Source organism: Lactiplantibacillus sp. 3062 (assembly GCF_055413545.1).
Genome location: NZ_JBVAYE010000003.1, coordinates 131,486 through 148,329 on the forward strand (window position 1 = coordinate 131,486; position 16,844 = coordinate 148,329).

The following is a 16,844-nucleotide window of genomic DNA, read 5'->3' on the forward strand; positions in this document are numbered from 1 at the left end:
AATATTAACTAACCCACCAGTGCTTCGGTACCTTTACTATAATATGTAAATGACCGCATTGACCAGCATTATTTAAACTTCATTAATTATTTTTATTAACCACTTTATTCATTATGCTGATTAAACACATATAACCCCGAACTTAATTACAATATAAATAAATCAAACGTGAGTCTATTAATCCATCCGTTATCATTCCTATGTTATCAACAATTTAAGGTTGATTCGACGTACCAAACAGCTCAATTAATCAAATTGAAATTGATTAGCACTACTTGTGACTAACTTCTACTATACAACAGTATGAACCAGTAAAACATTGAATCAGAAATCATTTTAAAAGATTGACGCGATTCGTTCGGTAACTTGATAAATTGATTTTACAAACTTGCTAGCCATGATAACCACCGGACAAGAGGTTCACCTTAGTAATCTCACCAGAACTAAAATGACGACTCTGACCAGTCTCTAATTTGACGACTAACGCCCCGTGTGCATCAATATCCGTGACAACTCCACGATACTTTTGCGTTCCGCTCTTCAACTCGACCTGTTGATCGATCACCATGGAGAGTTTCCGATAAGCGTCCATGAAAGTCCCACTACGATAAGTCCCATAGCTATTGAAAAAGCGCCGCAGTAGCTCACAAATCACTTGATTGCGCGTCACACCATTTGGATTGGCAACGACTGCGCCCGCTTTGTGCGCTAGTAGCGCTGGAAAAGCTGTCGTTGTTAAGTTAATGCCAATTCCAATAATGACTGCTGAAATTTGCCCCGTTTCGAGACTAGTGATGCCTTCTGATAAGATACCAACCACCTTGTGATGATTGACTAACACATCATTGACCCACTTTAATGAAACGTCAACCGCAAACAGCTGTTGCAGCGTCTGAGCAACGACTACCGCAGTACTCGTTGTCAACAAACCAGCGTCTAACGCCTTCTGGTCACTGAGTGGTAACCCAATGCTCATGTAAATTCCAGTCTGTGCTGGCGAATAAAATGCCCGCCCCGACCGACCGTAACCAGCAGTTTGCGTATCCGCAACCACGATTTTCGGAAGTGCTAAAGGCGTCTGCGTGACTAACCGCCGTAAATAGGCATTCGTTGAATCAACCGTTGGTAGCACGGTCAAATCAAACGGTGGTAACGCTGTAAGCGCGTATTCAATCACCGGCGCACTCAATTGATTATTGGCCACATACCGATAACCTCGCCCATGCCGGCTCTCAATAGTATGGCCCGCCGCTTGCAATCCTTGCACTAATTTCCAAATAGCCGTTCGACTGATTGCAAGTCGTTGTGCCAACCAGTCACCCGAACAGTACGCGGGCGCCGCTTGGATTAACAAGCGTAAAACTGCGACTTGATTTGCCATATCAATCTCACCCATCTCTAATTAGTTAACCCATTATTTCATATTGGTTAACTAACCGCAATTGAATTTAAAGAATGTAATATTACATCTTTCTGTGCTGAGCAGTTTACTTATTATCGCTGAAAATGTAACCGCTTGTCAAATCAATTGTGTACAATCGGTCACAATACGACTGAAACTTGGTCTATCAGTCGTACCGACCAGCATAATAACTAGTATAAACCAAATTCAAACTAAACGGCCCGTTCTAATTATTATTTTTATATCGTTTCGACCGAAGTCCCCTCCCATACTCAGCTACTATGACGTTAACGTACTGATTCAGTTAATTAGTGAACACGACCTTACCAATTATCTACTTAATGCAATTCTTTATGATTGCCTAGTCTCTTTGACCCTGCTTAGTTAACAGTGGTAAGATAACAATTAAAATATGAAGAAATTAGGTGATCATTTGAAACAAGGAACGACAATCATCACGCTGGATAATGGCTACCATTTATGGACGAATACTCAGGGCAAAGGCGACATTCAATTATTATGTCTACACGGTGGCCCTGGTGGCAATCACGAATATTGGGAAAACTTTGGTGAGGAACTGGCAGATTTAGGCGTCCAAGTTTCAATGTACGACCAATTAGGATCCTGGTATTCGGATCAACCCGACTACTCAGATCCTGAAATTGCTAAGAAATATCTCACCTACGACTACTTCTTAGATGAAGTTGAAGAAGTCCGACAAAAACTAGGACTCGATAACTTCTACTTGATTGGTCAGTCTTGGGGCGGTGCCCTCACAATGATGTACGCGCTCAAGTATGGTCAACACTTAAAAGGCGCCATTATTTCAAGTATGGTCGATAACATTGAGGAATACGTTGTCAACGTTAACAAGTGTCGTGAAGAAGCCCTACCGGCTGACGCTGTTGCTTACATGAAGCAAAAGGAAGCGGAAGGCAACTGGAATGATCCCCAATATCAGAAGTACGTGGACGTTCTGAACGCTGGCTATGTTGACCGCAAACAACCCACTTCAATTCGCCATTTGATCAACACCACTGCCACTCCTGTATACAACGCCTTTCAAGGTGATAATGAATTCGTTATCACTGGGAAGTTAAAGGAATGGGATATTCGCGATCAGATTCACAACATTAAAGTGCCGACCCTGTTAACTTTCGGTGAACACGAAACAATGCCATTAGCTTCGGCCCGCCGCATGGCTCGTGATATTCCTAACTCACGCTTAGTAACGACGCCAAATGGTGGTCATCACCACATGATCGACAACGCCCCCGTCTACTTTGACCATTTGAAACAATTCATTCGTGACGTGGAAGATGGCAGCTTTAATCAAAAATAAATCCTAACTGAACAATTAAGAAGCCGCCAGTATCAGGTCATACCCGATACTGGCGGCTTTTTAATAATATTAGGTTAACTGAAGCTTTGCCCAGTGGTCTAACTAGCCCTTCAGGCTTTAACTATAGCTGATCACCCTGTGCTCGTAGTAAGGCGCCTAATGATGGCTGTTCCTTAATATCAATGTGGTTGGCTTTGGCATAAGCGTCAACTTCTGCTTGACCATATAATTCAGGATCTAGTGGCATGTAAGCTGTGCCAATTGGATCATCATTCTTGATGACCGCGTTCACAACGATTGGCCGCTTGTTGCCCTTCGCTTGGAGCGCCTTGATTTGGTCAAAGACGGTTTCGACCTCTTGATTATTTTGAACAGTAAAACCAATCCCACCAAGGCCATCTGCAACTTTGGCCCAGTCGGCATCCGTTAGATCAACACCATACAAGTGTTGCTTCGTATCAACTTGCTCACGATAGATGAAACCAAACCGTTGATTACTGAAAATCACGTTAATAACGGGCAAGCCGTAACGTGCTTCCGTGATAATATCTGGCGCTACCATCGCAAAGCCACCATCGCCTGAGAAACTCCACGCTTGGCTGTCTGGAACACTTAAGGCACCAGCCATCCCAGCAGGTAGTCCAAATCCCATGGTTGCGAAGAGGCCAGATAAGGCAAAGCGTTGCTCCTGATCCATTGGGAGCCCCCGGACAGCCCATTCGGAGACGTTACCGGTGTCGACCCCGTAGGTATCACGAGGGCCGACCATACTAGCAACTTTGTGCATGACCGCTTCCGGCGCTAGTCCATCATGGTCGTCAGCAGCCAATTGTTGGAGCCACTTATCCCAATTACGTTTATTTTGCCGGTTAGTCGTTAACCACGCTGTTTCAGGTAACGTTTCGCCAGTTGCAATCATCGCTTGCAAATAAGCTTGGGCGTCACTGATGACGGCGTAATCGATTGGGACCATCTTGCCGATATCAAAACTGTTATTGTTGACCTGAATAATCTTAATCCCCTTAGGCCAAAAACTAGCAAATGGAAATTCAGATCCCAGGAACAAAATCAAATCAGCGTGTTGGAGTGCTTCGAACCCCGATTTGGAACCCAACCGGCCAAACGTGCCAATTGCATTCGGGTGGCTCGTTGGAATAACCCCCGTCGCCGGGACCGTATTCATGACTGGAATATTGAATTGTTCACTAAACTTGACCAGGTCTGCCTTAGCACCAAGAAGACCCCGACCAGCGTAAACTAATGGATGCTTAGCTGCTTTTAGCATCTTTAACGTTGCCGTAATGGCCTGAGGATCGACCCGTTGTTCAAACGTATCTGAAACGGTGTTAGGCGTCGATACCGGCTGATAATCGATTTCTTCCGCTGAGAGATTTTCAGGAATGATAACGACTGCCGGTCCCTTTTGCCGGTATGCTTCACGAATCGCTTGGTTAATGACATATGGTAATTGTCCGGCCGTCGTGACAGTGCGGTTATATACCGCCACGTCACTAAACATTGGGGTCTCATCCATTTCTTGGAAGTAATTCGTGTTCATCGTCGCTTGTGGTACCTGTCCGACAAGTGCTAATACAGGAACGTGATCCATCTTGGCATCATACAAACCGTTGAATAAGTGCGTTGCACCAGGACCCGCAGAACCAAATGAAACGCCGATTTTGCCCGTAAACTTGGCATCTGCCGAGGCTGCTAAGGCTCCCACTTCTTCATGCCGTACTTGAATATAATCAATATCGGCCTTTTCAAGGTACAAACCTTCAACGGTATGATTGATTGAACCGCCGGGAATCCCGTAGATGTGGTCCACACCCCACGCCTCTAAAACCTTAACTAAAGCTTGTCCTGCAATCATCTTTGTCATCACTATTCATCCCTTCGACTTAGAACCAATTTGTCTGCTTGGTTCAATTCATTTAACAAACGTATTATAAATCGCTTTCAATTATAAATGCAATTAATATGCTTACTTTTCGTAAGTGAAATTACAAGTACACAAAACGGGGCACCATTCAGCGCCAATTTTGTGTTTATCCGATTATTTCATGTGAAACTATCTATGGACTAGAAAAATAGGATCAAGCACACACCCGATACTCAGTTTTATCAAATATCGCTAACGGTCTAGCACGAATAACTTACCGACTTAACGACAATCAAAAACCACCCCATCAAACAGATCAGGGTGGTCTACATTAAGCTTTACTATATTGTGATTGTTGATGCTGGGCTGAGACAGAACTGACCACTTGCAAAGCACGCTGCTGCCACTGAACGTCCACATCTAATACCGTGGTTTCCGGTGGCAACTGGTATGGCGAAATAATTTTTAATGTCGTGGTGACTCGCAGAATGACTGCCTGTCGATAATTAGCGCTAACTAACCAACAACGATAATCACCGGCCGCTGGTAACTGCTGTTGCCGATTTGCAAGTTGGATCGTTCTAGTCAACGGATCGAATGTCGCCTGTGTCGCGTAAGTGTACCCCAATAAATCATTAGCTTGTTCAATCTGCCCCCGAGCAATCAGCCCCCGGATCCGAGTAGAACTGACTTTAAGCTGCTGATTAGCCAAGCGATCCACCGTGACCGTTTCAAAGTACGGGGCGCCCAATTCCGCGAGTTCGCGCATCCCATTTGCGCCACCCTGCCCGAACGTATAGTCAAACCCCGCCACAACGACTTGCGCATTCAACCCGACAAGGTAATCCTTAATAAACGCAGTCGGTGTCAAGCCAGCAAATTGGTGGTTAAAATCCGTAATATATAGTCGGTCCACCTGTAGCGCCGCCATATGTTGGCTTTTTTGCGCGACGGTATTCAGATACCGAAAAGTGGTCTGGGACTTAAACAGTTGTGACGCGTGTCGATTGAACGTCATCACAGCGAGTGGTAAATCACGCTGCTTCGCAATTCGTTTCGCTGTTTGAATCACGCGTTGGTGGCCCTGATGCACACCATCAAAGAAACCTAAAGCTAATACCAGTGGCGGTTGTGGTGCCAGCATCTTTAATCGATGGGCATCTAAATTGATTACTTGCATCTGTGCGACCTCCCGAACGTTCACGTAGTGTTCTCTACAGCTTGGTATGTTGTCACCGCCACAATGGCAAGCGACACTTAATACTATGTACCAAAAGAGCCGCGATAATCGCGTCCTCTTTCGTTAATTATCTATCCAAATTAGTTTGTTTGAGCTTGTTTTAAGAAGTAGCTGAACGGCTTCAACGCTTGAGCATCATACTTCTTGACAAATTCAGCAATCTTGTCTTTATCTTGCCATGCGTCATCGAGATACATATGTTCCGTTGTAAATGGCATTGCATGCGTTAACTTCACATCAATGACAACTGGCTTATCCGTCTTCTTAGCGTCTTCAAGGGCTTGCTTGAATTCAGCCTTGGTCCGAACGGTATAACCAACGGCACCATAGCCTTCGCCAACCTTGGCCCAATCAGTATCTGGCAAATCGACACCAGAGAGTGGTTGATGGCTATCATCAGTCTGTTCAGCTTCAATAAAGCCTAAGGTCTCATTACTGAAGACAATGTTGATAATGTGCAAGTTATACTTAACTTGTGCCAAGATTTCTTCTGACAGCATTGCGAAAGCGCCGTCACCGCTCAAACTGTAGACGTCCCGATCTGGGTAGTTGACTTTAGCAGCCAGTGCAGCAGGAACCCCAAAGCCCATTGTTGCATAAATCCCAGAAGTTGCCCATTTCTGGTCATCGTGCATTCGGATCAAGCGTTCAAAGTTAATATTAACATTGCCGACATCGATAGCCCAAACAGCTTTGTCACTAGCTTCTTGGTTCAAGACATCAAAGATTGGTTCGGGGCGAACTGGTGATTCAGTGCTATCGTTGAAGCTGGCTTGCCATTTGTCCCAGTTCTTTTTATCAGCAACCGCAGCGTCATAAAAGGCTGAATCATCGCGCGCTTCACCAGCTGCATTGATCGCCGCTAAAGCTTTTTTCGCATCCGCCTGAATAGCAACGTTCGTATGGTGGCGCTTACCAAATTTTTCACTATCAATATCGATTTGAATGACCTTAGCCTTCTTATTAAATAAGAAGATACTAAATGGGACATTGTTACCGACCCAGAGGATTAGATCCGTACTAAAGCCAATCTCGGCACCCGGCTTAGGTGCGACTCGTCCCGTGGAACCTAAGTAAGCGGGATAATCGTCTTCAATGATCCCCTTCGCTAATACTGAAGAGACAAGTGGCATCTTAAACTTTTCAGAAGCAGCTTTTAATTCTTCAGCCGCGTCCTTAGCGCCAACGCCAAAGTAAATCATTGGTGACTTAGCAGCTTTGATTAATTTAACCGCATCAGCAACTGATTCAGCGGTTGGTGCAGGATAGTTAACAGTGTGCACGCTAGCGTTCGTTTCAAAGTTGTCTTCAATTTCAGCCCAACCAAAGTCCTTAGGGATCGTTAAGACAGCTACACCATTGTGGGCATACGCTTGACGAATGGCTTCATCAGTCATCATCGGTAAACTCTCAGCAGTCATCGCAGTCCGATTCCAAACAGCCACATCGTCAAAAATCGGTTCTTCATTCATTGCTTGGAAGAAGTCCATGTTCATCCGCTTAGTAGGAACTTGTGCAACGATTGCTAACATTGGAATACCATCTTCCTTAGCATCGTACAATCCGTTCAGTAAGTGGACAGCACCAGGGCCAGCGGAACCAAAGCAGACGCCGATCTTTCCAGTTAGCTTATAATCAGCGGAAGCGGCAATCGCACCAGCTTCTTCGTGACGTACTTGGATGTACTTCAACGTTTCCCGTTGATTATAGATGGCGTTCATCGTTGAATCGAACGACCCACCGGGCAAACCATAAATATGTTTTACGCCCCACTTCTGAATTACTTTTAATACGGCATCTGAACCACTAATTTTAGCCATTAGTAATGTCCTCCTCTGATATATTTTAATTATCAACTTTACGACTTTATTGTAATCACGATTTTTTAAAATGTAAACGCTTTTATCGATAGATTTTATCTATCATTAGAAATTTTGCGAAACTTTCTATGGTTTACAAGCGTTAACGACGGGCTTTGGAGCGTTTTTAATTTTTTAAAAAAAAACGTATTTTTTTGTATTTTTATATTTTGTATTATTTTCGACACCGGTATACCACCTTAACCACCGTACTAATTGTGTATTTGTCTTATTAAATCGAATTGGTACGGGTACATCCCCACTCGTTACGCTTGCCCCGCTTAGCAAATCTCGGCCGATTGACTGCTCATGAGCTAGTTTCAAGATAGTTTTTGATGACGGCGCTTACATTTCAATGTTTATCCTAACTTTCTGATTGCTTCACCTCCCCCTTCTATCACTTGAATGACTCTAGTATAGTCACCTCCAAAGCAAACCAACTTGACGCTCATCAAGTTTTAGCCTATTTCGCGTCAAAAAAAAGACTACCAACGTCATGTGCGTCAGTAGTCCGTTTAGAATTAAGTCATTTAAATTATCTGTAACTAGCCAATAACGTCGAGCTGACCACCTTTAACTGTCAGACATTTAATATCCACAAGAAGATAATGAAGATGAAGAACAGCACGTACATTAATGGATGAACTTCCTTGGCATGCTTAGTTGCGACCATCGTAATGACGTATGCAATGAAGCCTAAAGCAATCCCATCAGAAATACTATAAGTCAACGGCATCCCGATAACAGTTAGAAATGCGGGTACGGCAATTTCAAACCGTTCCCAACTGATCTGTTTTAAAGATTCTGCCATCAACACACCCACAATAATCAATGCAGGTGCAGTAACTTGATCCGTCACGACGTTTAATAACGGTGAGAAAAATAATCCAAGAATGAATAGCGCACCTGTAACAACTGCACTCATCCCAGAGCGACCACCGACCGCAATTCCGGCCGAAGATTCAACATAAGCTGAAGTTGGTGAGGTTCCCAACACTGACCCAACTAACATCGAAGTTGAATCGGCCATCAACGCTTTACCAACCCGCGGCATTTTATTATTTTTCATGAATCCAGCCTGTTCTGCCAATCCAACTAGCGTTCCGGCCGTATCGAAGAATGTCACTAATAAGAACGTCAAAACAACAATAATCAATTGTAACGAATTAATATCACCAATATGACCAAGCGCCACACCAAACGTTGGTTTCAACGAAGGTGCTGCCGAAACAATTGTGGATGGCATCTTAATCAAGCCAGTTGCTAGCCCTAAAATGGAGGTTAAAACCATCCCGATAAAAATCCCACCGGGAACTTTGCGACTCATCAAAATCAACGTGACGATCAATCCAAAAATAGTTAACCAGGTCGTTCCAACTGTCAATGATCCCAGACCAACAACCGTTGATTTGTTGGCAACAATTAAGCCACCACCATGAAGACCAATAAAAGCAATGAAGAACCCGATCCCCGCCGAAATTGCTAACTTCATATCCCGCGGAATCGCATCAATAATCATTTCCCGGAGCTTAAAAATCGTAATCAAGATAAAAATCACGGCTGCAACGAACACCCCAGCCAGAGCAGTTTGCCATTTAATGCCCATTCCGATAACTACGGAATAAGTAAAGAACGCGTTAACGCCTAATCCTGGTGCAATTGCTATCGGGTACTTAGCAACTAACCCCATCAATAAACAGCCTAACGCTGACGCTAAGGCCGTCGCGGTGAAGACGGCGCCCTTATCCATCCCCGAAGCCCCGAGGACGCTCGGATTAACAAATAGGATGTATGCCATCGAAACAAACGTGGTCAAGCCAGCCAGCACTTCGGTTCGCATTGACGTTTTCAATTCTGAAAAATTAAAATATGCCGCAATTTTATTCATGATTCCCTCCAAATATTCGCCTAAATTACAATTGCACAATTGTAAACGTTCGTGTTTTAGCGTTCTTTTAACGTATTTAATCGTATCATTTTGTTTATTTAAAAGCAATAACCGAACGCTAAATAATTTTGAATCTATTTAATTGCGATTTTCAATTTTAATGAGCCTGCGGTAGAATGAAATTGATAAAGCGTGTTCATTGCCTTAAAACCGCTCTTGGTCCTCACGACCCTCAGGCAAACAACGCGTCACGATTCTCCATACAAAGGTGTGATTTAAATGGCTGGTTCCAAAATTACGGCAATCTTCTTTTTAATCCTCTACGCCGTCCTACTCTACTTGGTCTTCACAATGCAGAACATGTTAGCCATGTACTTAATGGCTATTGGGATGTTTCTTGAAGCTTGCGAAGGGGTTTACCATAACTTCTTCAAGCATTGAGCGCTACACGTATCACAGTGAAGCAAGTACGCCCATTTGAGTGCTTACTTTCTATGAAACGACCCTACTTTAGTACAAGTGTTTTTATTCAATGGGTATTCGTAACAAAACAGACTTCTTAAGAATTGTGACAATTCCTAAGAAGTCTGTTTTTGACTAGCGACCAAAATAGTTGCTCATCAATACTAATTTAGTGGTTAGTCCCATGTACATCCTAGTGTAGAACGGGGTGTGACTGTGGCTCACCGAGGTCCGTGACCTGCTGGCTAAAGGTCCCCATCATCTTGAGCACTTGATCAATCTGTGGTGCGCCCAACTGGTTGACCCAGTGATCAAAGTGCTGGGTAATGGCTTGGTCGACAATCCGTTCGACTTGTTGTCCCCGTTCTGTTAAATGTAAGTAGAGCCGCCGCCGATCACGCGGATCTGGCACCTGAAAAACATAGTGTTGCATTAACAATGATTTGACTTGCCGTGAAATCGCGCTTCGCGTTACTTGTCGCTGAATTGCAATATCATTGAGTGTCACTTCATCAGTCGTGGCAATGCGCCGCAATATTAAAAATTGTTCAAATGACAGTTTATTTTGACTTAAAGGCCAAGCCACTAAGTCCATCATAATTTTGGTTGTATTTTGATATGCTTCAAAATAATCATTGAGAAGTTTGCTTAATTCGTCACTGTTCATCGCGATCACCATCACTTCATTAACTTTTGACCAAATATAACACGCCTTTAACTGTTTTGCATGAAATTACCCGTAAATTCCAACGTTAAGCATCCTCCCTAACAATTTTGTGCAACAAAGTGTATGATGAAAGTAGTTGAAACGCTTACGTAAAAAGGAGACGAGACCATGCCCCTGACACCCTTACATCAAGTTGAATTGCGCTTGATGCGTACCGTCATCGCAATCTGTGAGGCTGAAAATATCGATTACTTTTTGATCGGTGGTTCTTTACTCGGTGCTATTCGTCATCACGGATTTATTCCGTGGGACGATGACATCGACATTGGAATGCGCCGTCATGACTACCAGCGCTTTATCGCCGTCGCCAACCACCATCTTGATCCAAACAAATTTTTCCTACAAACCGGTGCCTCAGATCCGGACTATGCACTCAGTTATATGAAGCTATTAGACGTAAATACTTACATTGAAGAACGCAACAACGTCAATAATGCGTTTAAAGGCGTGTTCGTTGACATCTTTCCGTTTGATAAGATTCCAGATGACGAAGCCTTACGTCGTTCACAGATGTTACATTACAAATTAGCAGACGCTGCGATCCTGCTCAAATTGAATTACCGCTTTGTCAAAACACCACTGCGTAACTTGATTACGAAACACACACCTCAGCAATTAGCTGAAGTCAATCGCTATAAGCTGGAACGTGAGGAATACATGCGCCTGTACGAGCAGTCAGACTCCCGAACTTACAAAAATCTGGCGTCTCAATACGATTACGAAAAGGAAATTATGACCTATCAGGAATTGACCGAGCTAACGACCGTTCCATTCGAAGATATCCAAGTGAAGATTCCCAGTGCGTATGACACCATTTTGACCCGGATGTATGGTGATTACATGCAGCTGCCACCAGCTGATAAACGAGTTGAAAAACATCTGAACAAACTAATTATCGATAATCACGAAATCTTATAATATCAACTAGCGTGGTTCAGGCATACTCGTTACGGCTGAGCCACGCCTTTTTGGTATCTTGGATCAAACGTGCCAAGTTAGGTTAGCGTTCGCTACCGCTGAAACCGGGGTAATCATCACATCAACCACCTAACTAGTAAGATTCATACAAAGTTAATGATGGCCTTAATTACGCTTAACTTTCGTATAAAAACTAAAAGTAATCGCTAACTGTTTCACTACTAAAATACTAATTTAACTAACCCCAACCTGTGTTAAACTTAAATTAAATACATGACTTTAACCTTATTGGGGGTCAGGAAATCATAAAAATGGGGGATCGCCATGGCAGCAAAATTATTTGGAATTATGATGATTAACGTTCAGAGTATTGAATTGTCGATTGTCAATTTACGCACATTACGCCAAGTAGAACGAGTTCGTTCCGACGTTTCACTTGGTGAGGATATTTATGATCAGCATACGATCGATTATGATTCAGTGGAACAAGCCGCACAGGCACTGAGTGGTTTTGTTCAGATCATGAACGATTACGGCGTTAAGGACTACCATTTATGGGGGTCGTGGTCCTTGTCATCCGCTAACAATGCCGACTATATTCAAGACCAATTACTTGTCCGGACTGGGCTCAAGATCGACTGGTTATCTAGTAGTCAGGAAACCTACCTGCGTTCAGTCGCAGTTGCGGTACACTTTCCACGATTCAAGCAAATGATCACGAAGCCGACCTACTTATTAGGAATCAACTCTGGTAGTGTCGGTATTTCGCACTACGATCAGAGTAACTTTGTCTTCTCCCGTAGTCTCCGTTTAGGACCAGTTCGAATCGCGGAAGTTCTTGAAGACTTGCAATCGAGCGTGCCTAACTATGTCGAAGTTTTGGATGATTATATTTCGAGTCAAATCGTTGACTTTGGCCGCTTCTTGCCCGGGCGAAGAGATCAACCTAGTAACGTCGTCATGCTCGGCGTCGCGCCGTTTGCCACCCTCTTTCGCCAACAACAATCAAAAGCTGGCGTGGAGGAACTCAGCAAAGCAGATTTTCAAGCTTTATATGAGGACGTGTTGAACGCTTCTGACCAGTATTTAATGGATAAATACGAAGTTGATGAAGAAGACGTGCGCCTAATCGTGCCCGAATTACTACTTATTAACGAGTTACTACAACTCACTAATGCTGAGAAAATCTGGCTTGGCAACGTGACCGTGCTGGATGGGTTAATTATTCAAGAAGCCATTAAGTTGGGCTATAAGAAATATAACTTTAATGATCAAATCGTAACAGCAGCTAAGAACATTGCGGACCGGTACAACGTTGAACCCAAACATCGCGATTTGGTTACCAAATTCTCATTGCACCTATTCGACCAGCTCAAACCGCTACACCACTTAGGTAAACGGGAGCGGCTACTCTTACAAGTAGCGGCTATCGTGCACGACGTTGGGAGTTATATCGATCCACACCAACATTACTTACATTCGGACTATATCTTGCAGGCCACTGAACTCATGGGATTAACCGATACCGAAAAACGAATGGTCGCCCTGATTTCACGCTACCATAGCGCGCAAACACCATCAAAAGACATTCGCCATTTTGGACACTTACAAGTCGAACAACGCTTATTAGTCTCCAAACTATCCGCCATCTTGAGAATTGCGGACGCTTTGGATGACGGTCGCAAACAAAAAATTGATAAAATTTCCGTTTCAATTCGCAATCCACGGGTCATCATTACTTGCTTTGCTCATGATGACCTCTTCTTAGAAAATTGGGTATTCGCACAAAAAGCGGAATTCTTTAAAGAAGTCTTTGGTTTAACACCAGTGATTAAACTACGGGGGGTACGTTAAATGAATTATTATAAAGAAAGTTATTATACAAACCGTGAACTCAGCTGGCTTGATTTTAACTATCGTGTCCTTGATGAAGCACGTGATAAGGATAACCCCTTGCTAGAACGTGTCCGTTTTCTCGGGATCACACAGAGTAATCTTGACGAATTCTTCACGGTCCGGGTCGCATCATTACGTAAATTGATGTCAGTCAATTACACTAAACCGGATCCCGCGGGACTGACCGCTGCTGATCAAGTCAGTGCAATCAGTGATAAAGCCCACGAGATGGTCAAGCGTCAATACAATACATTAAACCGCTCGCTTTTGCCATTGCTGGAACAGCACGCGATTCATCTCTTGTCGATGGCTGATCTAAACGAGGAACAACACGCCTTTGTTAAGAACTACTTTGATGATGAGCTGTACCCGGCTTTAACACCGATGGCAGACGACTCTTCACGCCCATTCCCGTTCATTGGGAATAATACACTCAACATCGCCTTACGGATTTATAAAAATGGGGATAAGAAGGACCGCAAGTTTGCCACCGTTCAAGTGCCGGACGTCTTTCCTCGCGTGGTCGTTTTGCCAGGCGCACCGAACCAGTTTATTCTGATTGAGGAAATTATCAAAGCCTTTGTCGGCTCACTATTTATCAACTACACGGTCAAGGAAACGAGCTGTTACCGCGTCATGCGGGATTTGGACTTAGATGTCGCCGAAGAGGATACCTCGGACTTATTAAAGGAAGTTCAAAAACAATTAAAGATGCGTGAACGCGGTAAGGTCATGCGCTTAGAAGTCGAAAAGAGTATGAGCAAACATCAACGTACGCGACTCGCTAAAGCCCTTGGGATTAACGAAAGTGCGTTATACGTCATCAACGGTCCCCTCAACTTGACCTTCTTATCCAAGCTGGTGAAAGCTGTGCAGGGCCACGAAGACTTGAATTATCCAAAATACCACGCCTACTATCCCGCGAAGTACCGCGAACGATCCATCTTTGATCTTATCAAGGATCACGACATTTTAATGCAATATCCGTACGATGATTTCAAACCCGTTGTGGACTTTATCCATGAAGCTGCAGAAGATGAGGACGTGTTAGCCATTAAGATGACGCTGTATCGCGTATCAGCTGATTCACCGATTATCAAGTATCTCGGGCAGGCTGCCCAAAACGGCAAACAAGTAACCGTTCTCGTTGAAGTTAAGGCCCGTTTTGATGAAGAAAATAACGTTCACTGGGCGAAAAAGCTTGAAGAAATGGGTTGTCACGTGATCTACGGTCTGATCGGGCTTAAGACACACTGTAAGCTTGCCCTCGTTGTTCGGCGAGAAAACGAAGGTATCAAGCGCTACATGCACATGGGAACTGGGAATTATAACGATGTCACCGCCCATTTCTACACGGACATGGGGCTCTTCACCGCTGATACAGACATGGGAATCGATGCTTCCAACATCTTTAACATGTTATCTGGCTATTCTGAACCACCGTATTTCCACAAATTGCACATCTCACCAGATGGCATCCGCGACTTTATCAACGAAAAGCTAGACGATGAGATTGCCATTGCCAAAGCTGGTCAGCCCGCAGTTGTCAAAATGAAGATGAACTCATTATCCGATCCGCAGATTATTAGTAAACTCTACGAAGCTTCTCACGCCGGTGTTAAGATCCAACTGATCATTCGGGGAATTTGTTGTTTACGAACAGGCATCAAAGGTATCTCGGATAACATCGAGGTCCACTCGATCATTGGTCGCCTTCTGGAGCACAGTCGTATATACTACTTTAGCAACGACGGTGAACCACAAATTTACTTATCCAGTGCGGATATGATGACCCGTAACCTAAATCGCCGGGTCGAATTATTGTTCCCACTACTCCAACCTGAAATCAGTCACCGTGCGATGACAATTTTTGAAACAATGTGGGCTGACACGGTCAAAACGCGCATTTTGCAACCAGATAATACGTACGCCCGTGTGGATGGGCGCGGCTTAGAGGTTTTGGACTCCCAGGCCGAATTCATTCGCGAAGCCGAGCAAGCAGTCAAGGCTGATCACGGCGATACTACGCCCACTAGCAACGCGCACCAGTTCATTCCGATGATGAGTCCCAAGAATGAGCCGGATGCTTCAGATCTTGATAGAGAGGATGATTAGCGATGGAAAACTTTGCGGTCATTGACTTAGGTTCCAATTCATGTCGAATGACAATTACACAGATTCAGGAAGACGGTAGTTATGCGGTCACTCACCGACTCAAGGAAATGGTGCGTTTATCCGAGAATGAAAACGCCACGGATACGCCGACCCTTCAAGCCGAGGCCATTGACCGCACGATTGCAGCGCTAAAGTCATTTGCTGCCGTCTACAAAGACTTACCTAACTTAACTATCAAGGCCGTGGCGACCGCCGCAACGCGAAAGGCCAGCAACCAAAAGAAATTTCTCAAACGCGTTAAAAATGATGTTGGCCTAGATATCGAAGTGATTCCTGGAACAACCGAGGCCTATTACGATTACTTAGGGGTAGTCAATACGCTTCCAACGACTAACTGCGTCATGGTCGATACTGGTGGCGGTAGCTGCGAACTCGTCCTTATCGTAAACGGCCAAGCCAAGGACCTAATCAGTCTGCCAATCGGCGCGGTCAGTTTATCCGAAAAGTTCGGCCTCAACGACCAAGTTACCGCTAGTCAATTATTTAAAACGATGACTTTCGTTGATAAAATTTTTAATAGCGTCTGGTGGTTGCGAAACGGTCTCAACTTACCACTCGTCTGTTTGGGTGGTAGCAACCGAACGTTAGCCAAAATTAACCGGCGCAAATGCAATATCCTCAACTTTGAAGATATTCACGGTTATCGGCTACGTGACAACGCCATCTATGACACATTCAATACTGTCATTAGCCAGGATGCAGCTGGTCGCGCGGCTATTCCTGGATTAGCAAAGGACCGGGCTGATATTATTGTTGGTGGGATGATTCCTGCCATTAGTCTGATGCGCTTTTTAGATTCTGACCGGATGATTTTCTCTCAAAATGGACTGCGTGAAGGCATCCTATTCGAGCACCTGACTGCTTTAGCTGAACAAAGCGCTAAAGTCAGCGAATAAAAAAATCGGACTGACATTTTTATCAGTAGTATGCTAGGATTAAAACATTAATAAATTCATCAAGGTCGTCTTTGATGCTTGTATATCTTTACAACGGAATCTCCGTTGGTCAAGAAAAGCGTCGTTTCACATACGAAACGAGCTGGCCTTGATCAAT

Annotated in this window: 12 protein-coding genes; 6 read left to right on the forward strand and 6 right to left on the reverse strand. The window is 44.1% G+C overall.

Annotated elements, in window-relative coordinates; translation table 11 throughout:
* Positions 1–391: 391 nt before the first annotated feature.
* The gene (locus ACWQAU_RS06675) at positions 392–1,381 is read right to left on the reverse strand and encodes a biotin--[acetyl-CoA-carboxylase] ligase (protein ID WP_003644005.1); all 990 of its coding nucleotides are present in this window, start codon (positions 1,379–1,381) and stop codon (positions 392–394) included.
* A gap of 454 nt (positions 1,382–1,835) precedes the next feature.
* On the opposite strand from ACWQAU_RS06675, the gene ACWQAU_RS06680 reads away from it, so the two are divergent.
* Positions 1,836–2,744, forward strand: coding sequence for a proline-specific peptidase family protein (locus ACWQAU_RS06680; protein ID WP_003644004.1), 909 nt, complete (start codon positions 1,836–1,838; stop codon positions 2,742–2,744).
* Positions 2,745–2,865: 121 nt separating this feature from the next.
* Here the strand turns inward: ACWQAU_RS06680 and ACWQAU_RS06685 are convergent, their stop codons facing one another.
* The 4 genes from ACWQAU_RS06685 to ACWQAU_RS06700 form a co-directional block, all read right to left on the reverse strand.
* Positions 2,866–4,626, reverse strand: coding sequence for a thiamine pyrophosphate-binding protein (locus ACWQAU_RS06685; RefSeq protein WP_024002948.1), 1,761 nt, complete (start codon positions 4,624–4,626; stop codon positions 2,866–2,868).
* Positions 4,627–4,957: 331 nt separating this feature from the next.
* Positions 4,958–5,806, reverse strand: coding sequence for an FAD synthetase family protein (locus tag ACWQAU_RS06690; RefSeq protein WP_003644002.1), 849 nt, complete (start codon positions 5,804–5,806; stop codon positions 4,958–4,960).
* Between the two features lie 140 nt (positions 5,807–5,946).
* Positions 5,947–7,686, reverse strand: coding sequence for a pyruvate oxidase (spxB, locus tag ACWQAU_RS06695; RefSeq protein ID WP_003641101.1), 1,740 nt, complete (start codon positions 7,684–7,686; stop codon positions 5,947–5,949).
* A 619-nt stretch (positions 7,687–8,305) separates the two neighbouring features.
* Positions 8,306–9,613 (reverse strand): NCS2 family permease, encoded by a 1,308-nt coding sequence (locus ACWQAU_RS06700; protein ID WP_003644001.1) that lies wholly within the window; start codon positions 9,611–9,613, stop codon positions 8,306–8,308.
* 279 nt (positions 9,614–9,892) lie between these two features.
* Here ACWQAU_RS06700 and ACWQAU_RS06705 point away from each other — a divergent pair, with 279 nt between their 5' ends.
* Positions 9,893–10,054, forward strand: a complete 162-nt coding sequence (locus ACWQAU_RS06705; RefSeq protein ID WP_003641099.1) for a hypothetical protein — start codon at positions 9,893–9,895, stop codon at positions 10,052–10,054.
* Between the two features lie 214 nt (positions 10,055–10,268).
* Here the strand turns inward: ACWQAU_RS06705 and ACWQAU_RS06710 are convergent, their stop codons facing one another.
* Entirely contained in the window at positions 10,269–10,754 is a 486-nt protein-coding gene (locus tag ACWQAU_RS06710) for a MarR family winged helix-turn-helix transcriptional regulator (protein WP_003641098.1), read from the reverse strand.
* 156 nt (positions 10,755–10,910) lie between these two features.
* Here ACWQAU_RS06710 and ACWQAU_RS06715 point away from each other — a divergent pair, with 156 nt between their 5' ends.
* The 4 genes from ACWQAU_RS06715 (at position 10,911) to ppx (ending at position 16,687) form a co-directional block, all read left to right on the forward strand.
* Positions 10,911–11,720 (forward strand): LicD family protein, encoded by an 810-nt coding sequence (locus ACWQAU_RS06715; RefSeq protein ID WP_003641097.1) that lies wholly within the window; start codon positions 10,911–10,913, stop codon positions 11,718–11,720.
* Positions 11,721–12,044: 324 nt separating this feature from the next.
* On the forward strand, positions 12,045–13,574 hold the full coding sequence (locus tag ACWQAU_RS06720; RefSeq protein ID WP_003641096.1) for a Ppx/GppA phosphatase family protein: 1,530 nt from the start codon (positions 12,045–12,047) through the stop codon (positions 13,572–13,574).
* Complete coding sequence (locus ACWQAU_RS06725; protein ID WP_003641095.1) at positions 13,575–15,731, forward strand: RNA degradosome polyphosphate kinase; 2,157 nt, start codon at positions 13,575–13,577, stop codon at positions 15,729–15,731.
* A 2-nt stretch (positions 15,732–15,733) separates the two neighbouring features.
* The gene (ppx, locus tag ACWQAU_RS06730) at positions 15,734–16,687 is read left to right on the forward strand and encodes an exopolyphosphatase (RefSeq protein WP_003641094.1); all 954 of its coding nucleotides are present in this window, start codon (positions 15,734–15,736) and stop codon (positions 16,685–16,687) included.
* The last annotated feature ends 157 nt before the right edge of the window (positions 16,688–16,844 follow it).